Origin of the sequence: Algirhabdus cladophorae (assembly GCF_044772865.1) — a bacterium.
In the GTDB taxonomy this organism is placed as follows: domain Bacteria; phylum Pseudomonadota; class Alphaproteobacteria; order Rhodobacterales; family Rhodobacteraceae; genus Algirhabdus; species Algirhabdus cladophorae.
The window spans coordinates 3,589,077-3,608,514 of sequence record NZ_CP173029.1 but is presented as its reverse complement, the minus strand read 5'-3'; the positions used below and the strand labels follow the sequence as shown (position 1 = coordinate 3,608,514).

General features: G+C 53.6%; 22 protein-coding genes. 13 read left to right on the top strand and 9 right to left on the bottom strand.

Annotated elements, in window-relative coordinates; all coding sequences use genetic code 11:
• Positions 1–92: 92 nt before the first annotated feature.
• Both ACIRQ6_RS17530 and ACIRQ6_RS17525 read left to right on the top strand, forming a co-directional pair.
• On the top strand, positions 93–341 hold the full coding sequence (locus tag ACIRQ6_RS17530) for a hypothetical protein (RefSeq protein ID WP_420861910.1): 249 nt from the start codon (positions 93–95) through the stop codon (positions 339–341).
• Between the two features lie 23 nt (positions 342–364).
• Positions 365–721 carry an SPW repeat domain-containing protein gene (locus ACIRQ6_RS17525; RefSeq protein WP_420861909.1) on the top strand — a complete coding sequence of 119 codons (357 nt, stop codon included), beginning with the start codon at positions 365–367 and terminating at the stop codon, positions 719–721.
• Between the two features lie 523 nt (positions 722–1,244).
• Here the strand turns inward: ACIRQ6_RS17525 and ACIRQ6_RS17520 are convergent.
• From ACIRQ6_RS17520 to ACIRQ6_RS17500, 5 genes are all read right to left on the bottom strand, one after another.
• On the bottom strand, positions 1,245–2,012 hold the full coding sequence (locus ACIRQ6_RS17520; protein ID WP_420861908.1) for a citryl-CoA lyase: 768 nt from the start codon (positions 2,010–2,012) through the stop codon (positions 1,245–1,247).
• A complete protein-coding gene (locus tag ACIRQ6_RS17515) occupies positions 2,009–3,196 on the bottom strand; it encodes a CaiB/BaiF CoA transferase family protein (protein ID WP_420861907.1) in 1,188 nt (395 codons plus the stop codon). Before ACIRQ6_RS17515 ends, ACIRQ6_RS17520 begins: the two co-directional genes overlap by 4 nt.
• Positions 3,186–4,706, bottom strand: coding sequence for a tripartite tricarboxylate transporter permease (locus ACIRQ6_RS17510; protein WP_420861906.1), 1,521 nt, complete (start codon positions 4,704–4,706; stop codon positions 3,186–3,188). The genes ACIRQ6_RS17515 and ACIRQ6_RS17510 overlap by 11 nt, the downstream gene beginning before the upstream one ends.
• 1 nt (position 4,707) lies before the next feature.
• The gene (locus ACIRQ6_RS17505; RefSeq protein ID WP_420861905.1) at positions 4,708–5,199 is read right to left on the bottom strand and encodes a tripartite tricarboxylate transporter TctB family protein; all 492 of its coding nucleotides are present in this window, start codon (positions 5,197–5,199) and stop codon (positions 4,708–4,710) included.
• 72 nt (positions 5,200–5,271) lie between these two features.
• Positions 5,272–6,252: a Bug family tripartite tricarboxylate transporter substrate binding protein gene (locus ACIRQ6_RS17500; RefSeq protein WP_420861904.1), complete on the bottom strand. Its 981-nt coding sequence runs from the start codon at positions 6,250–6,252 to the stop codon at positions 5,272–5,274.
• Positions 6,253–6,360: 108 nt separating this feature from the next.
• Between ACIRQ6_RS17500 and ACIRQ6_RS17495 the strand changes: the two genes are divergently transcribed.
• The 5 genes from ACIRQ6_RS17495 to ACIRQ6_RS17475 all read left to right on the top strand — a co-directional run bounded on the left by ACIRQ6_RS17495 (position 6,361) and on the right by ACIRQ6_RS17475 (position 11,136).
• On the top strand, positions 6,361–7,026 hold the full coding sequence (locus ACIRQ6_RS17495; protein WP_420861903.1) for a response regulator transcription factor: 666 nt from the start codon (positions 6,361–6,363) through the stop codon (positions 7,024–7,026).
• Complete coding sequence (locus tag ACIRQ6_RS17490) at positions 7,023–8,399, top strand: sensor histidine kinase N-terminal domain-containing protein (protein WP_420861902.1); 1,377 nt, start codon at positions 7,023–7,025, stop codon at positions 8,397–8,399. Before ACIRQ6_RS17495 ends, ACIRQ6_RS17490 begins: the two co-directional genes overlap by 4 nt.
• Complete coding sequence (locus tag ACIRQ6_RS17485) at positions 8,369–9,385, top strand: extracellular solute-binding protein (RefSeq protein ID WP_420861901.1); 1,017 nt, start codon at positions 8,369–8,371, stop codon at positions 9,383–9,385. Before ACIRQ6_RS17490 ends, ACIRQ6_RS17485 begins: the two co-directional genes overlap by 31 nt.
• Positions 9,386–9,472: 87 nt before the next feature.
• Positions 9,473–10,837 (top strand): acyclic terpene utilization AtuA family protein, encoded by a 1,365-nt coding sequence (locus tag ACIRQ6_RS17480; RefSeq protein ID WP_420861900.1) that lies wholly within the window; start codon positions 9,473–9,475, stop codon positions 10,835–10,837.
• The gene (locus ACIRQ6_RS17475) at positions 10,834–11,136 is read left to right on the top strand and encodes a DUF4387 family protein (RefSeq protein ID WP_420861899.1); all 303 of its coding nucleotides are present in this window, start codon (positions 10,834–10,836) and stop codon (positions 11,134–11,136) included. The genes ACIRQ6_RS17480 and ACIRQ6_RS17475 overlap by 4 nt, the downstream gene beginning before the upstream one ends.
• Before the next feature lie 13 nt (positions 11,137–11,149).
• Here ACIRQ6_RS17475 and ACIRQ6_RS17470 read toward each other — a convergent pair whose 3' ends face one another.
• From ACIRQ6_RS17470 to ACIRQ6_RS17455, 4 genes are all read right to left on the bottom strand, one after another.
• Entirely contained in the window at positions 11,150–11,848 is a 699-nt protein-coding gene (locus ACIRQ6_RS17470) for an HTTM domain-containing protein (protein ID WP_420861898.1), read from the bottom strand.
• A complete protein-coding gene (locus ACIRQ6_RS17465; RefSeq protein ID WP_420861897.1) occupies positions 11,845–12,285 on the bottom strand; it encodes a hypothetical protein in 441 nt (146 codons plus the stop codon). The genes ACIRQ6_RS17470 and ACIRQ6_RS17465 overlap by 4 nt, the downstream gene beginning before the upstream one ends.
• An 82-nt stretch (positions 12,286–12,367) precedes the next feature.
• Entirely contained in the window at positions 12,368–13,879 is a 1,512-nt protein-coding gene (locus tag ACIRQ6_RS17460; protein ID WP_420863933.1) for a malonate--CoA ligase, read from the bottom strand.
• A gap of 74 nt (positions 13,880–13,953) precedes the next feature.
• Positions 13,954–14,934, bottom strand: a complete 981-nt coding sequence (locus ACIRQ6_RS17455; protein WP_420861896.1) for a sterol desaturase family protein — start codon at positions 14,932–14,934, stop codon at positions 13,954–13,956.
• A 179-nt stretch (positions 14,935–15,113) separates the two neighbouring features.
• On the opposite strand from ACIRQ6_RS17455, the gene ACIRQ6_RS17450 reads away from it, so the two are divergent.
• From ACIRQ6_RS17450 to ACIRQ6_RS17425, 6 genes are all read left to right on the top strand, one after another.
• Positions 15,114–15,719, top strand: coding sequence for a sulfite oxidase heme-binding subunit YedZ (locus ACIRQ6_RS17450; protein WP_420861895.1), 606 nt, complete (start codon positions 15,114–15,116; stop codon positions 15,717–15,719).
• Positions 15,720–15,730: 11 nt separating this feature from the next.
• Positions 15,731–16,033 carry a PepSY domain-containing protein gene (locus ACIRQ6_RS17445; RefSeq protein ID WP_420861894.1) on the top strand — a complete coding sequence of 101 codons (303 nt, stop codon included), beginning with the start codon at positions 15,731–15,733 and terminating at the stop codon, positions 16,031–16,033.
• Positions 16,034–16,070: 37 nt separating this feature from the next.
• Entirely contained in the window at positions 16,071–17,177 is a 1,107-nt protein-coding gene (locus ACIRQ6_RS17440) for a glycine cleavage T C-terminal barrel domain-containing protein (protein ID WP_420861893.1), read from the top strand.
• Between the two features lie 305 nt (positions 17,178–17,482).
• Complete coding sequence (locus tag ACIRQ6_RS17435; protein ID WP_420861892.1) at positions 17,483–17,869, top strand: hypothetical protein; 387 nt, start codon at positions 17,483–17,485, stop codon at positions 17,867–17,869.
• Positions 17,870–17,942: 73 nt separating this feature from the next.
• Entirely contained in the window at positions 17,943–18,137 is a 195-nt protein-coding gene (locus ACIRQ6_RS17430; RefSeq protein ID WP_420861891.1) for a hypothetical protein, read from the top strand.
• Positions 18,138–18,190: 53 nt separating this feature from the next.
• Positions 18,191–19,423, top strand: a complete 1,233-nt coding sequence (locus tag ACIRQ6_RS17425) for a hypothetical protein (RefSeq protein ID WP_420861890.1) — start codon at positions 18,191–18,193, stop codon at positions 19,421–19,423.
• Positions 19,424–19,438: the final 15 nt, after the last annotated feature.

Genomic DNA, 19,438 nt, shown 5'->3' with positions numbered 1-19,438 from the left:
AATGCGGGCCAGTTTGCGCAAATGCAGAATGCAATACGCCGGGACTTGAACCGCAATCCATGATGGATTGCTTTACCTTGATTGGAAAAAACGTGAAGAGTGTAATTCTCGCAGCTGCCCTTGTGACATCTGTCACATTCTCCGCCAATGCAATGTCTGCCGAAATTGATACTGACGGCGACGGCATGGCGTCCTTCGCTGAGCTTCAGGTTTCATATCCTGAACTCACCGAGGAATTGTTCGGCGAGATCGACACAAATGGTGATGGACTCGTCGACGACGAGGAAATGGCTATCGCCGTCGAGCTTGGCAATCTCGCGGATCCTGAAACCGATGCCTGAAACCAAGGATTGGAAAGCGCGCCATGCAAAATCGTGAAGCTTTCAGATGGACCTTCACAGCTTTAGGGCTTTGGCTCATTTTGTCGCCATTCATGCTTCTTGGCGGCCAATCGGCTCTTAGCAATGCCCTCGTTGGCGATGCAGGACTGCTCATTCTCTCGGGACTCTTGGCTTTGACCGCAGCGGGTTACGGCCACAACAAACATTACCTGGTCCAGACCTATCTGGGAGTTTCCTACGGTTTGATTTTGGTAGCGGCGCCTTGGCTGTTCGGATTCACCAAAACTGTGACCGCCTGGAATGCCGGTGTCGTCGAAACGGCTTTGGTTCTGGCGGGCCTTTACGTGGTGTTTCAGAAAATGCCGAAACATCACGCATAGTGAATACGCTGTGTGGGGCGGAAAACGTCCCACACTTCTAATCGTCGTCCTTGCCAATACTACTCACCCTGCATCTCTTCCAGAGATGGCTATTGGCCATTGACCGCGAGTCGAAAGCTTCGCGACTTTTTGGAGGAATGGACAGACTGTCTCACTGGACCAAGGTCGTAACCACTGGAGGTGTGCAACTCGTGTGCCCTCCAAAGTGAAGGTCCGGAAAGCGCACGAAAGCAGCCTCTTGCGCAAACGCAGCGAATTCACCCTTTGTCCGCTGAGAAGACGCCTATGTATTGCAAAGCAAAGGTCTGCTTTGGGCGGCTGCAACACGCCAGATCTGCAAGGTTAAGAGTACACATCGTAGAGATATGAGTTTCGAAATTCTTGGTGTGAAAAAATATAATAAAATCAAATCTTTAAGTACGTTTTTTTTGGCCGCTATTTCAAAGAACTGCACTCTTATGCGTTAATGACAAAAATATAGAACAGGATGCTTCTTGGTCATCAGCCTATCTGGTATTGGACACTACGGTTTATCGTAGGTCCAGCGGTAGTGGGGTGGGGTCGGGCCTTTGTTGCGGCCGCCTTGTTGCATCTGTTCCCAGGAATGGGCCAGAATTCCAACTGATCTGGACAGACAAAAAAGGCCACGGGCCAGCGGGGGGGCAAACCCTAACTCGGCGTAAATCACCGCTGTCGCCCCATCGATGTTCATTGGAATCGGGCGGTTTTTACGAACGGCCAATTCATTTTCAACGCCCCGCGCTATGGCTAAAAACGCACCGCAACAGGCATCTGCTTTTACCGCCTCTTCGACCAAGGTCATCAATCTTGGGGCGCGCGGATCAATGGGGGTGTGAAACCGGTGCCCAAAACCGGGGATGATTTTGCCGCGTAAAGCCATCCAATCATCCAAAGCCGCAGCAAGATCACCGTCAAACTCTTGAATGTGGTGATACATTTCAACGGCTTGCTCACCGGCACCTCCGTGGACATCACCCAACATATTCACTGCACTGGCCATCGCATTGTTCAATGGCAATCCACAGGTGACAGCCATACGTGCGGCTGCAATGGACGGGGCCTGGGGCCCATGATCCACAGCAGCCACGAGGGCCGCTTCAAACAGCTTGGACTGGGCAGGCGAAGGCATATCACCCCGCACCATCATCCAAATCATTTCTGAAAAACTGCGCGTGCCAATCAGGTCTTGGATCGGGTGGCCGCGCAAATGAATTTTACCCGGCTCCATTTCAATAATCGAGGTACGCCACCAATCGGACACATCGGTCATATCACACCCTCCTGTCGCAGCGTTGCGATCTCATCCTCGGACAAGCCTACCTGTGCCCAAACCTCGGCATTGTGCTGTCCCAAGGCAGGCGGGGGCGATTGCGGCACTGGCCTGATCCCGTCCACAATAACAGGCGTAGAGGTCACTTGGATCTGTTCCTTGCCCAAGGGCAGATCAGCAATCATGCCACGATCCCTTAACTGCGGGTCCACAAGGACCTGCGCCACACTTAGAACAGGCCCCGCTGGAACACCAAGAGCGTTAAGCGCACTCACCCAAACCTCAGCCGGTTTGGTGGTCAAAACAGTCTCTAACTCTGCCCTTAATCTATGACGGTTGGCCTTGCGATCCTCGCGGGTCAGATAGGCCGGATCATGCAAAAGATCGGAACGCCCGAGGTATTTGGCCAGAGCCTCCCACTGCTCATCCCGATTAGCCGCGATGTTAATCGGTTGATCGGCGGTCGCAAAAGTCCCCGAAGGCGCCGACGTGGTATTTTCATTGCCATGGGCCGCGGGTTCAACACCGCCAATCAAGTGGTTCGAGACCACCCAGCCCATAGCCGACACAACCGCATCCGTCATGGAGACGTCCAAAAACGCACCGCGCGGGGTGGCGTTCAACTCGGCTGCAATCGCCATCGCTGCGGTCATACCACCCGTGGTGTCCGCCAATGGATATCCCACTCGGAAGGGTGCAGTTTCAGGCGATCCAGTGATCGACATAACACCAGACACGCCCTGCACAATTTGATCATAAGCGGGATCATCTTTGCGCGGACCGGTTTGACCAAACCCCGAAATAGCGCAATAGATCAATCTAGGGTTCTCGGCCTTCAAAGCTGTGTAATCCAGCCCTAACCGCGTCATCACCCCGGGCCGGAAATTCTCGACCAGCACATCTGCTGTGATCACCAGCTGCTTGAGCAACTGCTTGCCTCGTGAGGACTTAAGATCAAGCGTTACGGATTTTTTGCCCGCGTTTTGCGCCAGAAAACTGATGCCCATCTTGGCTGTGTTGCGCGCTGGATCTGCCCCCAACACACGCGCCAAATCACCCGATTTTGGGCGTTCGACTTTGATAACCTCTGCCCCCATCAAGGCCAATTGGTAGCAACAGTAGGGTCCTGCCAAGACATTTGTCAGATCAAGGATCCTGACACCGTCCAAAGGGTTAGTCCCCATCAGCAACACCTTGCGCACGGATACGGGCACGACGCTGACGGTAGCTTGGCAAAATGACCAAAACCAAGGCCAACACCAACAAAGCCAGAGTCATAGGGCGCTCCCAAACAAAGCTGATCCCATCGTAAAGCTGCATTGCCCGCGAGAAATTGTTTTCCAACAATGGCCCCAAAATGAAACCAATCAACAACGGCGCGAGCGGGTAATCCGCAAACCGAAGGATCGTGGCGCAGACGCCAAATCCAACAAGGATCAGCAACTCGGTTGCGTTGTTTTGCCCAATGTAGGCCCCCATCAATGTAAAGAACAAAATGAACGGGATCAGGTAATTGCGCGGCACGGACAAGACCTTGGCGATATAAGGGATCAGCGGCAGATTCAGGATCAACAGCACCAGATTACCCAAATACATCGAGATAATCACAGCCCAGAAAATTTGTGGCTCGTCCACCATCAGGCGCGGGCCCGGACTGACGTTCAGGGCGATCAAGGCCCCCAACAAAATTGCAGTGGTCCCAGACCCGGGAATGCCCAAGGTCAACAGCGGTACGAACGATCCAGTGCAGGCCGCGTTGTTGGCAGCCTCCGGTGCGGCGATACCTTTTGGTGCACCTTTACCGAACTGTGCCTGTTCATCCTTTGGCGCAATGTTGCGTTCCACCGCATAGCCCAAGAAGGACGCGATAGTGGCCCCCGCACCCGGCAGAACTCCAATGAAAAAGCCCTGCAGCGATTGGCGTCCAATCACGGGCGCAATTGAACGCGCTTCTTGGCGGGAGATGCGCAGGTTGGTGATCTTACCAGAATCACCATCGCCTGTTTTCGACCGACCCGGGTCCAAAACCAAATAGATCGCTTCGGGCAAGGCAAACATCGCCATAGCCAAGGTGATAAAGCCAAAGCCCGACTGCAGGTCCATGACCCCCATAGTAAAGCGTGGCATGTTGAACAGCACGCCTTCGCCCACTGTCGCCATCATAAGGCCGACAAAGGTCATCAGCAGAGCTTTAGACACTTGGCCCGTGCCCGCAAAGGCTGCAATCGCGGACAGCCCTACGACCATCAAAGCGAAATATTCAGAGCTGTGGAACAGCAATGCCACCGATGCCAAAGCAGGCGCAAAAATCGCCAACAGAACTGCCCCAATGGTACCCCCCGCAAAGGACGAGATCGCAGCGATTGTCAGCGCCTTGCCGGCCATGCCGGCCCGCGCCATTGGATAGCCGTCAAAGGACGTCGCGACAGTCGAGGCAACACCGGGCGCGTTGATCAAGATAGACGAGGTCGAGCCGCCAAAGACCGCCCCATAATAGACGCCAGCCAAAAGGATTAGTGCCGTAGACGGATCGCCAATAGTGATCGCCACAGGGATCATGATCGCGATAATCGACATCGGCCCAAGACCCGGCAACATCCCAATGAAGGTGCCGATCAGACAGCCCCCGATAACCATCATAATGTTTGTGAAAGTAAATGCGGTCTGAAGACCAACCAGAAGTCCCTCAAGCATATTAGCCCCCAACCATGAACATAGGCAACGGACGCAGGAAAATCCCAAGAACCGAGTCGACCAAATACCAAACAAATCCAGCGGCAATGGCAGACACCAGCACCATCAACCAATAGCGCCGTTCCCCCAGAACAAAGCTGCCGACGGCGAGAAACAGAAAAGTTGAGGCCAGAAAACCAAGCGGGCGAAGCAGAACGGCATAGGCCACCATCAGCCCGAGCAACAGAAAAGCTTGGCCAAAATTATAATCGCCAAGACGGGACAGATTGATATCACCCCCGTCCTCTTTGGCGGGCGCCTTTTCCAATCCCAACAGGATGATCAACGAAAAGAAAATGCCGCCAACCACAAGAACCTTAGGAAAGGTAGAGGGCCAAATCGGGCGTCTTTGCATGATAGGCGGCAACAACTCGTCCATCGTGAAAAACGCGCCGTATCCATAGGCTAAGCACAGCAACAAGATAACAAAGGCTACCCAGCGATCTATCGCCATTGTCCAATCCCCTCCCCCAGAGAAACGCGCCCGATCTGTGCCGGACGCGTCGTTGATTTGAAAACGTAAGGTTTAGAGGAAGCCCAGCTTCTTCATCAGATCACCGATGACAGTTTCCTGGTTCTCAAGGAATGTCTCGAAATCTGAACCCGGGTTATGGATGTTGACCCAACCGTTGCGCGCGCGCACGGCTTCCCATTCGTCGGTGCTATACATCTTGTCGATAGCGTCTTGGTACATGGCCAATTTGTCAGCGGGCAGACCTGGTGCCGCAAAGAACCCGCGCCAGTTGACGAAAGTTGTGTCGTTGCCTTGCTCTACCATTGTTGGCGCGTCTGCATAGGCATCCACGCGCTCGTCGGCTGTAACGCCAATAATGCGAACTTCGCCAGCTTTGGCCAATTCAACGGCTTCCGAGAAACCAGTGGACACAGCCTGAACCTCACCAGACAGAAGCCCTGCCATTGTGGCGCCACCGCCATCGTAAGGCACGTATTTCATATCGACAGGATCGGCACCTGCTGCTTGGAAAACCATCGCCGCAACCAAGTGATCCATGCCGCCCGGAACTGAACCGCCGCCAATGGCAACAGAAGACGCATCAGCATTAAACGCGTCGATCAACCCGCTGACGTCTTGCACGTCACTGTCGGCTGCTACGACTAAGGCCGCGTAGTCGCCAATTGTACCTGCAACCAAAGTCAGATCACGGAAGCTTTGCGGGAACACGCCCGTCAGCGAACGGATCACGATAGGTGTCGAGTTCACCATCAACGTGCCATGGTTGCTGTCAGCATTTTCGATCAGGTATCCAATGGCTTTGCCGCCACCGCCGCCTGACATGTTTTCGTAGGACGCAGTTCCAACAAGGCCTGCACCTGTCAAGGCTTCGCCTGTCCCACGTGCTGTACCGTCCCATCCGCCACCGGCACCACCGGGGATCAAGAAGTGAATGCTGTCTACAACCTGATGGCCACCGGCCATGGCCGAGCTTGCAAGTCCGAATGCTGCAACAGCACAAAGAAGGGCGCGACGGCCCATTTGATATGTCATTTAATTTTCCTCCCATTTGACATTTGCGGCCTCCACCGCTCATGTTCGGCAAATCTGACCATTCAAACTGACACAAAGCTGACAAGCCATCAGAAAGAACACAACGCCATGCGTTTTCTCCTCATTGAAGACAACAAAGCGCTGGCAAGCGCAGTGGTCGACAGGCTGGGTCTGGACGGTCATGTGGTTGACCACGCCGAAGACCTTGCAACCGCTTTGGATTTCAGCCACACCACCGATTACGATTTGATTTTATTGGATATTATGCTGCCTGATGGCGATGGGCGCAGCTTTCTTGCACAGCGCCGCGAGGCGAAATCCCGCACTCCTGTGATTGTTTTGACCGCCCGATCCGAGGTCTCAGATCGCGTCGGCATGTTGGATCTGGGGGCCGACGATTATATGGTGAAACCCATCGATTTTTCCGAACTTGAAGCCCGCTGTCGTGCCGTTTTGCGGCGTCAGGGGGGCGAGGCCCGCAATGTTGTCTCCTTTGGTGAGTTGGAGTTTGATTCTCTGGCGGGCACCCTCAAGATCGATGGACATGAAACAAAACTGCGGACCCGCGAGTTGCGATTGTTCGAGGTCTTCGTCAATGCACCCAATCAGGTCTTCTCGAAACCAAAGCTGGTTGATCGGCTGTTTTCCTATGACGAAGAAGCCTCAGAAAACGCCATCGAAGTCTATGTCGGGCGATTGCGCCGGCACTTGGGCGGATCCGACGTTTCGATCACAACAGTCCGGGGTATGGGCTACAAATTAGAACGGGCATGACCACGCCAAACACCAGAACCAGCATTCGGCAGCGATTGTTGATCATGCTGTTGTTCAGCTCCGCTGTCACGGGCGTTTTGTTGTACATCGTGATGCAATCAGTGTTCCAACAGATCGCGCAAGAAACGCAGGACAATATCCTCGCAGCCTCGGCGATCTCGATTTTGGACAGCGCTCGGGTCTCGCAAGGGGACATCTCGATTGACCTGCCCTATTCCGCCCTATCGATGCTGGACCGCGTCACCGATGAACGCGCCTTTTACGCAATCCGGCTGCAAGAGGGTTTTCTGTCCGGCTACGAGGATCTGCCACGGTCCAACGATTTCACCGACGGCGATACAACGTTTCAATCCGCTGTTTACCTTGGCCAGGAGATCAGGATCGCCGCAACCCGGCGCAGTTTTTCCATCGATAACACTCAGGCGTTTCTGGAAGTCTCCGTGGCGCAAACACTAACAGGCATGAACCTGACACTGGCACGCATTTCCCGCATTTCGCTTGGCATCGGTGTGGGCTTTTTCGCATTGTCCGCGATCATGGCTATGGTGATCGCCCAAAGCACAATCCGCCCTTTGCATAGTCTCACTGAATCCGTGTCGCGCCGTGGCCCATCAGACCTTAGATCAGTTGCCGCACCCGTACCCAGCGAGATGGCGCCGCTGGTTATGTCCCTCAATAGCTTGATGACACGCCTGCAAAAATCCCTGTCGCGATCCGAGGATTTCATCGCAGAGGCTGCCCATAGGGTTAGAACCCCCCTCGCCATTGTCCGAACACAGGCTGAAATCACCCTGCGCCGCGTTGAAAAAGAAGAAAATCGTCATGCTGTACGTGAAATGATCCGGGCCATCGATGAAAGCTCGCGCACTGCGGGGCAATTGCTGGACCACGCAATGGTCACCTTTCGCACCGACAACCTGTCATCCGAGACGGTGCATCTGCACGAGCTGATCGATGAAACCGTCGAGCGATTGCGCCCCGTCTACGATCTCAAAGAAATTAGCGTGAACGTTCTGCAACTGGACCGCGCAGAAATTGTCGGCGATCGGATTCTACTCCAAAGCGCGCTGCACAACGTTCTGGACAACGCCATCAAATATTCCAGTGGCGGCAAGGTCATCGAAGTGTCACTACGCCGCGACATGGACGGTTTCCAGATCAAGGTCTCCGACTCTGGCCCCGGCTTTGATGAGATCGATACTGACACCTTGCTGGAACGATTTGAGCGGGGCACCAACGCGAACAGCGTTGTGGGTTCAGGCCTCGGCTTGACCATTGCCGATGAAGTGGTGCGCGCCCATGGCGGCATCGTAACCCTAAGCAACAATTCAGGAGGTGGCGCATGCGTGGTCTTATCTTTTCCCTCGGGCTGATCTGTGCATCAACAGTGGCACATGCCTTTGAAATTGAGGATCACGCGGTCTTTGGCGACACGGAATCAGAACGTGTGTTGCGCATCATATCCACTGCGGACATCAGCTTTTTTGAGCCGATGATTCAATCCTACCTGACCGATCATCCACAAGTGCGCGTGGATTATACCGTTGCCAGTTCGTCCGAAGTGATGCGCGCGGTGCGACACGAACAAAAGGCGTTTGATCTGGCCATTTCCAGTGCCATGGACCTACAGACCAAACTTGCCAACGACGGCATGGCCCGCTCGCATACGTCCGATCAAACGCAGGACCTTCCTGATTGGGCCGTTTGGAACGATATGGTCTTTGCCTTTACCCAAGAACCCGCTGCGTTTGTCATTTCCAATGACGCCTTCGCGGATCTGCCACTGCCGGAAAACAGACAGGAACTGATCAACACCTTGCGACAAAACCCAGAAGTGTTCGAAGGACGCGTCGGCACTTATGACATCCGCCAATCTGGATCTGGCTACCTGTTTGCCACCCAAGATGCGCGCGCCTCGGACACCTATTGGCGTTTGACAGAAGTCATGGGCACGCTCGACCCACAGCTTTATTGCTGCACCTCCAGCATGATAGACGATGTGGTCAGCGGTGAATTGGCCATCGTGTACAACGTGCTGGCCAGTTACGCAGAACAACGACAGGATTCTGATGCCTTTACCATTATCCTGCCTACAGATTTTTCAATTGTGATGCTGCGAACCATGGTGATCCCCACGACTTCGGAAAACCCGCAATTGGCGGCGGAATTTCTGGATTTTGTGCTGGGCCAAACATTCCCCGATGGAGATTCTCCACTGCTACGTTCCAACGTGCTTGATCAGGCAAATGAAAACTCGCTGCACCGCATTGCCCTTGGACCAGGTTTGCTGGTGTACCTCGATCAATTCAAAAGCCGGAACTTTATTGCCGAATGGGAAAGCTCTATCCTGCAAGAATAGCGCAGGGTCTGAGCAACGTCAGCACCACGTCAGGTCAATGGGTTAAGTCAGGCATCAACGCGCGCAACGATGAAAAGCGAGGACACAATGGATCAACTGGTCACAACCAAGATCTTAATTCCATCAGGGGCACTTGGCCTTGGCTATGACCGTGACGCCCTCGCACGCGGTGTCGCTGAAAAACCGGACTTGATTGCCATCGACGGCGGCTCGACCGACAGTGGTCCGCATTACCTCGGCACAGGCACATCCAAATATTCACGCAGCTCAATCAAATCCGAATGGCGTGAGCTGATGGACGCGCGCGCCACGGCGCAAGTGCCCTTGGTCATTGGCACTGCAGGCACCAGCGGCGCCAACGATGCAGTGGATTGGCTGGTCGATATTACCCGCGAAATCATCGCCGAAACCGGCCAGACGGCGAAAGTTGCGGTGCTGAAATCTGGCCAACCGAATGCGGAAATGGTGGCGGCCCTAAATGCCAGTAAAATCACACCGCTCGAACCGGCCATGGATATCACAACGGACCTTCTGGAAAGCTGTACGAACATTGTGGCGCTGGCTGGTGCGGAACAGATCCAAGCGGCTTTGGACACAGGTGCCGATATCGTGATCGCGGGCCGCACAACAGACACCGCAACCATCGCCGCCTTGCCTTTGTCGCGCGGATGTCATGCCGGTGCCGCGTGGCACGGTGCAAAGATCGGCGAATGCGGCGCTTTGGCCACGACCAGCCCCAACTCGGGCACGATCATGATCACTTTTGATGCGACGGGCTTTACGGTCGAACCTATGTGCCCCTCGGCCAAGGCGACCCCCTACACCGTTTCTGCACATATGCTCTATGAAAATTCGAACCCATATCAGCTGTTTGAACCCGGTGGTCACCTCGACGTACTCAAAGCAAAATACACGGCCCTTGATGACAGATCAGTGCGCGTGACAGGCAGTGAATGGGTGCCCAGCCAGACATACACCGTCAAACTGGAAGGGGCCCGCAGCGGCGGCTACCAAACCGTCTCGCTCGCCTTGGTGCGTGATCCGCGATACGTCGAAAACATCCGCGACTGGGTGGCCGATATCGAAGCAAAATGCACACGCAAAGCCATTGAGCGCGTGAATGAGGAATTCACTCTAGAATTGCGGTTGATCGGCGTTGACGCCACCCTTGGACCGCTGGAACAAAACGCGCAATTCGCAAGCGAAGTTGGCGTAATGGGCATCATCACTGCGCAGTCCGAGGCCACATCGCGCGAGGTCGCAAAGATCCTTAACCCCTATCTGCTGCACCACCCCCTGACGGAACAAGAAGAAATGCCCACCTTTGCATTCCCTTTTTCCCCCACCGAAATGGGACGCGGCAAGATTTACGAATTTTGCCTGAACCATGTTCTTGAGTTGGAAAACCCAATGGACGCATTCCAAATCGACGTGATGGACCTTAGCGCATGACCAAGCTTTCCGATGTGGTCCTGAAAATCCGGTCCAAAAATGCCGGGCCCTTTTGGCTGACGATTGATATTTTTTGCGACAGTCCTGAGGCATTTCAACAGGCGTGCAAGATTGCTGACGACACCCGCGTAGCCCGCGCCCTTGGGGCCTCGACTGAGGTTCTAAAGCGCTATGAAATTGCTGACCTGAATGTCCTGAAATTCAGCCTACCGCGCCCCGAAATTCAAGGAACGCGGTTTGATCGGGACATGCACGGGGCATCTTTTGCGAACCTTCTGTCTGATTTAGCCCTTGAATGATGCGCCGTTAGCATCATCCAGACACCAGCCTTATCTGCAGCCACACGATCGACGGATAGGACGCAATCCAAAACCAAACAAAGCGGTTCAAACCGAACAAAACCGCGTTGGCGGTATGAAACAAGGTCGCCACACCCAAGGCTACGATCAAACTGGGTGTGCTGAACAAGCTTAGTGGGAACAGAACTTCGAACACCATGACAGCCCATGACGCTACCCATAGCAGGCGCGGGCGGTGCGCAAGCTGCCTCAGGTTTTCACTAACCGGATAAGCTGAAAACTGAAAGACATCCCGCAAAGCGCGCCCATTACGCCAATCGGGATTGACGACTTTGACCTTGCCCGAGATGAAATACGACAGGATCACCTGCACACCCAAATAACCAAACGCCACCTGCGCCCCAAGGCCTTTTCCGACCCAAGTCAACAGGCCAGTCGACAGGCAAAGGCAGTACAAAACCAGCAGGCCCATCCGGTCACTTCCGCCGTTATATGGCCCGTGAAACCGGCGCAGGATCAACAGGCTATGGGCCGACAGCACCAGTAAAACCCAGGGCGTGTAGAGGCCTAGCAACAACAGTATGCTCAGCCCAGCGCGCGGCACGAATATCAATGGTGCGGCTTTCGATCCGAAAATATGTTCCGCGCTTTGCTGCAAAAAGGCCAGTGCCAACAGTACCTCGGTCGCGCGCAAAGCCAAATCCAACGTCACGTAGTTGCTTCTTTCAAAGCCGGTAACGCATCCGAACAGAACACTATGTCACGCACCAATTCCGTCCCCACGCGGCGGACAAAAACCAATCGAAACTGCAATATCTGACCCGCGGTTTCCAAACCCATCTTTGCCACATCGTCCTGAACGCGTTGAGTGATTTCAACGATACTGTGTTGGGTCGGCTGAACCTGAATGCGCTCGGCACAACTGATCACGAACAGCTCTTCGTTCCGATCAGGGTTCCAAAAAAGCCGCAATACCATCTGCAATGGCGTAACAACTATGGGCTGCGGCCGAAACTCGTTCCAGACGGTCGGGGCGTCTTCACCGCGCGGGAATACGGCCCATTCCACCCGTGGAGAGGGTTCAATCGTTTTGAAAAACCGCCAAGATGGGATCAACACGGGCAGGATCAGGGACAGCGTCTGAAACATGACCCAGAGTTAACAAAAGTAGGTTAACCCAGTCCCAATACACGCCCTGCAATCTGGCTAAATCCAAAACTAAATCTCGATCCTATTGGAACGTATCCGCAAAGTCTTCGCGCAATGCTTTCTTTTGAACCTTGCCCATAGTGTTGCGGGGCAATTCTGGCAGTATGATCAGCTTTTGCGGCACTTTGAACCGCGCCAGAGAGGTGCGCAGATTATCTAATATGCCATCAACATCCACGTCACATCCCTCGATGGGGACCAAGATCCCCAACACCGTTTCGCCAAAGTCTGGATGCGGTACACCAATGACAGCACTTTCCAAAACGCCGTCTTGTTCATCCAAGACCAGCTCAATTTCCTTGGGGTAAATGTTGTAGCCGCCCGAAATAATCAGATCCTTATTCCGGCCCACAATGCTTAGGTATCCGTCGGGATCTATCTGCCCCAAATCCCCCGTTATGAAAAAGCCATCGCTGCGCAGTTCTTCAGCCGTTTTCTCGGGCATTTGCCAATATCCCTGAAAAACGTTTGGACCACGCACTTCTATTTCACCAATCTCACCCTGCGGCAAAGTTTCCCCGGATTGACTGTCGGTAATTTTAATTTCCACTTCCGGCAAAGGCAGACCAACCGTGCCTGCACGCCGATCCCCATCATAAGGGTTAGACGTGTTCATATTCGTTTCGGTCATACCATAGCGTTCAAGGATCCGGTGGCCTGTGCGGTCTTGGAATTGCACATGGGTTTCCGCCAAAAGTGGCGCACTACCGGACACAAACAAGCGCATATGCGACGTCAATTCCGCCGTGAACCGCGCATCACCCAGCAATCGCGTGTAAAAGGTCGGCACCCCCATCAACGTCGTGGCCCGTGGCAGCGCAGCGATAAGATCATCCAAATCAAACTTGGGCAGAAATATCATCTGTCCCCCAGCAAGAAGAGTGATGTTCGTCGCCACAAACAACCCATGTGTGTGGAAAATGGGCAAAGCATGCAAAAGCACATCAGAGGCCGAAAACCGCCATTCGTCTTTCAAAGCCAGCGCGTTGGACAGCAAATTGCCTTGGCTCAACATCGCCCCTTTTGATCTGCCCGTGGTTCCCGAAGTATACAGAAAAGCCGCTAGATCATCGACACTACGTGGCACTGTTTCAAAGGTAGTGGCAGCCACTACAGCCTTATCTGCAAAACTTCCGCTTCCGTCAGCGTCTAGGGTTTCCAATAGCGCCTGACAGGATCCAGCGATTGGGGCCAGTTCTGACCGTCTGCGACTATCGCAAAGAACAATCCCGGCGCCGCTGTTTTCGATAAAATAGGTGACTTCGTCCGCCGTGTAGGCCGTGTTGAGCGGTAGAAACACCAAACCTGCTTGGGCACAGGCTGCATAGACCGCAAGCGCCTGAGGGGACTTGGCAATTTGAACTGCAACGCGATCCCCTGCAACGAGGCCCAGATCAGACAACAGGTTTGCATACTGCGCGGCGATCTCCAGAAAGCGTGCATAGCTTAGGCTGGTTCCGTCTTGCAGATGTAAAAACACAGCATCACTACCGCTATGCTGCCCAAAAAGCGTGTCGTATAATGGGTTCGTCATCGTTGTCTGTTCCTCCGCCTTGCCGTGATACCCATGCACATAGGTTTTGTACATCAGATGCGACAGTCGCGGTTTTAGCTTTGGGACATGCGTGCGCGACGCGCCTTGATCCGCTCACCTGCTGCCTGTGTACCATCATGAAATGACCCAAACAGCTTGTCCCACGGCAATTCTAGCGATCCGTAATTACACTCGAAATATCGATGATGCATTTGGTGATGAAACGTCCCCAATTTCAGACGGTTTTCATCCTTAAAGATCAACCCTTCGAACCCAGTATGGGTCGTGGCCGCCGTCAGAGCATAGTACTGCAAATGGTACAAAATGTGCACGGGATGGGCCGCGACAACCCAATGCACCATGACCGAGCCAAGAAAAATCACATGCTCAACCGGGTGCATCGACAATCCCGACCAAGGCCCCACATTGATGTTACGGTGATGCAATGCATGCACGTGTTTGTAAAAGAACGGAATGTGCAGAAACCGATGGATCCAGTAGAAATAGAAGCTCTCCCACACGGGAATGACAAAGAACAACGCAACAAACCAAACCGGATGGGCCGCCCACGTCAGCATCGGCGCGTACCCGTTGGCCATGGCCCAAAACATCAAAACCTCATAAGCCGTCCAGATCGTCACACCACTGGCCAAAGTCCAAAACATGTTGTCGCGAATTTGCCCACCAAGGGTGAATTGCTTGCCATTCTTCATCAAGGGACGCGGATCGTATTTCAGTCTCTGACCCTGTTTGGTGAACGTATAGAAATACAAATGCAAACCGCCCGCCACTGCACTCATCAACACAAGATTGCGAATGAACATTTCCGCGATCCAACCAAAGGCCAGGGTTTTAGTCTCGTCCAAAGGCGGCTGAAACCAATAGAATGACACAAGGGCGATCCCAACGATGATCAACCGTTCGGTAATCAGGAACCACGAATTCCAAACCCAAGCCAGCATATCAAATGGACGCAAAGGCCACGTAAAAAACGGTGAGACCTTTAAAGGCACATCAGGGGTATGATGCCAGCCTTTGAGCGGAGCGTTTGTCATGGTGCGATCCTTTGTCGTGCAATCCCAGAAACGGTAGCACACTCGTCCTGCTGTATCCGCAAAAAGAAATGTCACAGCCCCAATGAAACAGAGGATGCAAAGAAACTTAGGAAATTGCGACGGAATTTTTCCCTAGGGTCGTTCAATACCTTACATCGCCCAAAAAATGGAAACCCAATATGGTTAGACGCGTCATTGACCACCCCTATTTCATTTGGCTTTTGCTAGCGCTGCCATTGGTACCAATGGTGCTGGCGTTGACCGCGGGCACACCCGGCCCCGATGGCAAGCCGATCACTGAAATGCTGCTCCATCCCACAGGCGAATTCAGCGCGCGCTTTTTGATCATATCAATGATGCTGACGCCGCTGCGCATGCTCTTTCCTGGATCGGGTTTCTTGCGCTGGATGATCAAACGCCGCCGCTACTTTGGTGTTGCTGCCTTTGTGTACGCCGCCTTTCACACAATCCTTTATATCGTCGACATGGGCAGCCTGCGCGCGATGCTGGGCGAATTTTTAGCCCTCGGTATTTGGACGGGCTGGTTGGCGATGCTGATCTTTGTTCCACTTGCGATCACCTCCACCGACAAAGCTGTACGCAGCATGGGCACCCGCTGGAAAACTTTGCAACGCACAGTCTACATCGCTGCTGTTGCGACGCTGCTGCATTGGATTTTTGTCCATAACAATCTGGGGCCGGCCTTGGTGCATTTCGTACCGCTCGCCGGGCTAGAGGCCTACCGCATAATCCACAACTATCGCCGCAAACTACAACACGCATAAGGGGACTATACATGCAAAAGACACTTGCAATTGCCACATTGGCTGGCCTTTTGACCTTTCCAATCGGTGCCAATGCCACTGGTCTTCACAGCTGCGAGGCCACGAAGCGCTCGGACTGGATGTCCCAGGCCGACCTAACCACAAAACTAGAAGCCGAAGGATGGTCCGTGCGACGGATGAAAGAAGATGGCGGCTGTTGGGAGGTCTATGGCACCAATGCAGAAGGTCAGCGCGTGGAAGGGTATTTTCATCCTATCACTGGCGCAGCCGAAATAATCGCTCAAAGGGGTCGCATTCTGTTTCGAGCGGATTAAAACAGGGCCATTAACGCAACAAACCGGGGATAAAACGATGACCTTTTCTATTGGTGTTGGCCCCAATTTGCGAAAGTCGGCCTATTTTGACGCAACCGTTCGTGACGGGGTCCGCAGCTTTTCGGTATACAATCACATGTTGATCCCCGGTCACTTTGGTGATCCTGAGGCGGAATATGACCGGCTGATGTCCGGTGTCGCCATGTGGGACGTAGCCGCCCAGCGTCAGGTTCAGATCCAAGGGCCCGATGCCGCGCGTTTGGTGCAATATCTTACCCCCCGCAATTTGGACACAACAAGGATCGGCCAAGGGCGCTATGTTCCCTTGTGCGACCAAAACGGCTGGATCATCAACGATCCGGTTTTGCTTAAATTGGCGGAAGACCGGTTTTGGCTATCCGTCGCAGACAGCGATATCCATCTGTGGGCCGCGGCCATTGGCCATGAAAAGGGTTGGGATGCACAGGTCAGCGAACCGGACGTCTCGCCACTTGCGATCCAGGGACCAAAGGCCACTGATCTGGCGGCCAGACTTTTCGGCGATGACGTCCGTGCGTTCAAATACTTCGCCTTTGAACAAACCCAACTGCGCGGCATTCCTTTGGTCCTGGCCAGATCGGGCTGGTCCAAACAGGGCGGTTTTGAACTCTACTTGATGGACCACACCAAAGGGGTCGCGCTGTGGGACATCGTCAAAGAGGCGGGTGCGGAATTTGGCATTGGTCCGGGCGCACCAAACGATATCGAACGTTTGGAAAGCGGTCTTATTTCCTACGGCGCCGATATGCGGCTGCAAACCCACCGGGCAACACCGTTTGAGATGGGCTTTGGTCCGCTGGTGCATTTCGATCATGATTTTGTCGGGCGCACGGCATTGGAACAGCTCGATCCAAGCGCCCCAAAACGGCTCCGCATAGGTGTGACGCTAGAGGACAATCCAACTTCGCCCGGGCATCAAGTGACAGCCCAAGACAATGGGCGGAACATTGGTTTTATCGCTGAATTTGCTTATTCAAAACGGTTGTCAAAGACCATCGGTATCGGCCTGATCGACAGTGCCTATGCCAGCCCCGGGACATCGATTGATCTGATCTTGCCCGAAGGCAAGATCACGGCCCATGTTTGTGACATCCCATTCCTTTAATACAGCCACCTCAATGACATCATGCCCTGTGCTTGGCGTTGAGGGTTTATCCCTCAGAACGACTGTTCGACATAGCAGAACAGTACTTTCTGAATTGGCTTTATTGTTTGGTTAGCCAAAGGTAAATATCGTTTTGCCTAGGCCGACGGGAGCTTCGGATAGATCCGATCAAATTCCTGCAAGATCCTCGCAGCAACGACGCGCGCCAACACTTGGAGCAAATGTGCAGATAACACAGCCACATAGCTTGCCCTCATGACACCAAACGGGCGCGGCCTTTTGAAAACAAACCAAAGGGTTCTCTTATGACCAACGGAAAAAAATATTTACTGCCTCGTATCCTGATTGCCTTTCTGGCGATCTTTATGGCGGCCGCCACGATCCCCGCCTACTTTAATCCAACGTTCAACCCCGGATTGGCGACAGTGACCGGATCAGCGGCCACTCTAGGCGAGACCGCAGGCGCATTCCTAGGCCGTCAAATGACGGTTATCTTGATCACCTTGATTGGGGCTTTCACAGGCATCCGCCATCTGGTGATGATCGGCGGCTTTGGCATGATGTTCATGAACGGGCACGACGCGATCTTTATGGGTCTGGGCGGCGGGCCACAGTCGGCAGCCATTGGCGGACTTGTCTTTGCCATCATCGCAGCCGTCGCAATCATCTTGGTCTGGCGTCAAAAAGACTGACCCATCTTACACATTTCTCCCAAGGAGCACATCATGCTTGGAAAACTTGGACTAATGGTAAAAGTCGACCTTTTTGCAGGCTCTTCGTCCATGGATCAGGCCGCAGGACGTTATGGACAATGGTCCGTTTCTGGTGATGTTTCGCGACGTAAACCATGGCGACGGGCCTCAAAAGAAGTTCGATCTGATGCGCTTTGATGAGGCCGGTCTCGACCCACAGCCCTGTGACATGGCGCAACCAATGTCCCACGACAACGGCATAATCTAGACCCTAACACACCCTAAAAACACGTTTCAATCAAACCAACAGGAGGAATACCAATGCCGAAATTCGGAAAGAACACGATTGCAGCCCTAGCATTGACCGCAGGTCTCGCAACATCCGCACTGGCCCAAGATAGCAAGCTTGATCTCAAGTTCGCAGGCGCTCTTGAATTTTCAGACACTGGCACCCTCTTTGTGGGTGATAACTATAACGGCGCAATCTACGCGTTTGACATGACCGGTGGGACCGCGCCTGACCAAGTTGTTCCAGTGAACATTGGCGATATCGACGTCAAAATTTCCGATGCCTTGGGTGTCGCGCCCAGCGCAGTGGCGATCAACGACATGGCCGTGCATCCAATCACCTCGGACATCTACATTTCGGTCACGCGGATCGGGAATTTTGAGTCTGCTCCTGCGATCATGAAGATCAGCCAAAGCGCTGAAATCTCGCTTTTGGATTTGGCATCACTGGCCTTCCAAAAGCAGGCTTTGGATCACTACCCAGACCAAGAAACCAAATTCCGCCCACGCGGTTTGGGCAAGAACCCACCCTTGGTCCGGGACATCGCCAAAGGGGAAATCACCCTCAGTTCGCTGGCAATCATGGACATGGAGTATCACGACGATGAATTGTTCGTGTCGGGCGTGGCCTTTGACAACTTTCTGTCCACACTGCGCCGGATGGACTATCCGTTCACCGGTGCACAAAGTGCCGCCAACATCGAAATGTATCACATCTCGCATGACCAATATGAGACCCGCGCGCCTATCCGTGCCATGTCAATTCAAGAGATCGACGGCAAAACGCAATTGGTCGCGGCCTACACTTGTAGCCCCTTGGTAATGATCGATCTGGACGAAATCGTCGACGGTGCAAAGATCGCCGCGCGCACGATTATGGACTACGGAAACGGTCAGCCGCTGGATATGGTGCCCTATTCGTTCCAAGGCAATGAAATGCTGTTCCTGACCAGCAACAGCCGCTCGCCACAGGTTATTCCCGTAGCCGGACTGGCAGGTGCCAAGGCTTATACCGACGCTGATTTTGAACGCGGTGGTCAGATGGATCTTGCACCGACTATGCCTGTTGGGCCTGTGGGTAAGCCCGTGATGTTCGATGGTATGTCCCTGCACATTGATGCACTCAGCGATATGCTGTTTGTATCCCTGACACGGGACATGTTCACTGGCAGCTTGAACATGGATTCGAACGCAAACATGTTCCCCAACCGGTTGCACAACCTCGTGGCTGAGTTCGACTTCCCACAGTATTGGGAAGACAAATAAACCATGAAACCCGCA

Excerpts from the sequence above, each read along its gene's own strand:
- ACIRQ6_RS17525 (WP_420861909.1), top strand. The coding sequence starts at position 365 with ATGCAAAATCGTGAAGCTTTCAGATGGACCTTCACAGCTTTAGGGCTT.
- ACIRQ6_RS17520 (WP_420861908.1), bottom strand. The coding sequence starts at position 2,012 with ATGACCGATGTGTCCGATTGGTGGCGTACCTCGATTATTGAAATGGAG.
- ACIRQ6_RS17515 (WP_420861907.1), bottom strand. The coding sequence starts at position 3,196 with ATGGGGACTAACCCTTTGGACGGTGTCAGGATCCTTGATCTGACAAAT.
- ACIRQ6_RS17510 (WP_420861906.1), bottom strand. The coding sequence starts at position 4,706 with ATGCTTGAGGGACTTCTGGTTGGTCTTCAGACCGCATTTACTTTCACA.
- ACIRQ6_RS17505 (WP_420861905.1), bottom strand. The coding sequence starts at position 5,199 with ATGGCGATAGATCGCTGGGTAGCCTTTGTTATCTTGTTGCTGTGCTTA.
- ACIRQ6_RS17500 (WP_420861904.1), bottom strand. The coding sequence starts at position 6,252 with ATGACATATCAAATGGGCCGTCGCGCCCTTCTTTGTGCTGTTGCAGCA.
- ACIRQ6_RS17495 (WP_420861903.1), top strand. The coding sequence starts at position 6,361 with ATGCGTTTTCTCCTCATTGAAGACAACAAAGCGCTGGCAAGCGCAGTG.
- ACIRQ6_RS17490 (WP_420861902.1), top strand. The coding sequence starts at position 7,023 with ATGACCACGCCAAACACCAGAACCAGCATTCGGCAGCGATTGTTGATC.
- ACIRQ6_RS17485 (WP_420861901.1), top strand. The coding sequence starts at position 8,369 with ATGCGTGGTCTTATCTTTTCCCTCGGGCTGATCTGTGCATCAACAGTG.
- ACIRQ6_RS17480 (WP_420861900.1), top strand. The coding sequence starts at position 9,473 with ATGGATCAACTGGTCACAACCAAGATCTTAATTCCATCAGGGGCACTT.
- ACIRQ6_RS17475 (WP_420861899.1), top strand. The coding sequence starts at position 10,834 with ATGACCAAGCTTTCCGATGTGGTCCTGAAAATCCGGTCCAAAAATGCC.
- ACIRQ6_RS17465 (WP_420861897.1), bottom strand. The coding sequence starts at position 12,285 with ATGTTTCAGACGCTGTCCCTGATCCTGCCCGTGTTGATCCCATCTTGG.
- ACIRQ6_RS17460 (WP_420863933.1), bottom strand. The coding sequence starts at position 13,879 with ATGACGAACCCATTATACGACACGCTTTTTGGGCAGCATAGCGGTAGT.
- ACIRQ6_RS17455 (WP_420861896.1), bottom strand. The coding sequence starts at position 14,934 with ATGACAAACGCTCCGCTCAAAGGCTGGCATCATACCCCTGATGTGCCT.
- ACIRQ6_RS17450 (WP_420861895.1), top strand. The coding sequence starts at position 15,114 with ATGGTTAGACGCGTCATTGACCACCCCTATTTCATTTGGCTTTTGCTA.
- ACIRQ6_RS17445 (WP_420861894.1), top strand. The coding sequence starts at position 15,731 with ATGCAAAAGACACTTGCAATTGCCACATTGGCTGGCCTTTTGACCTTT.
- ACIRQ6_RS17440 (WP_420861893.1), top strand. The coding sequence starts at position 16,071 with ATGACCTTTTCTATTGGTGTTGGCCCCAATTTGCGAAAGTCGGCCTAT.
- ACIRQ6_RS17435 (WP_420861892.1), top strand. The coding sequence starts at position 17,483 with ATGACCAACGGAAAAAAATATTTACTGCCTCGTATCCTGATTGCCTTT.
- ACIRQ6_RS17425 (WP_420861890.1), top strand. The coding sequence starts at position 18,191 with ATGCCGAAATTCGGAAAGAACACGATTGCAGCCCTAGCATTGACCGCA.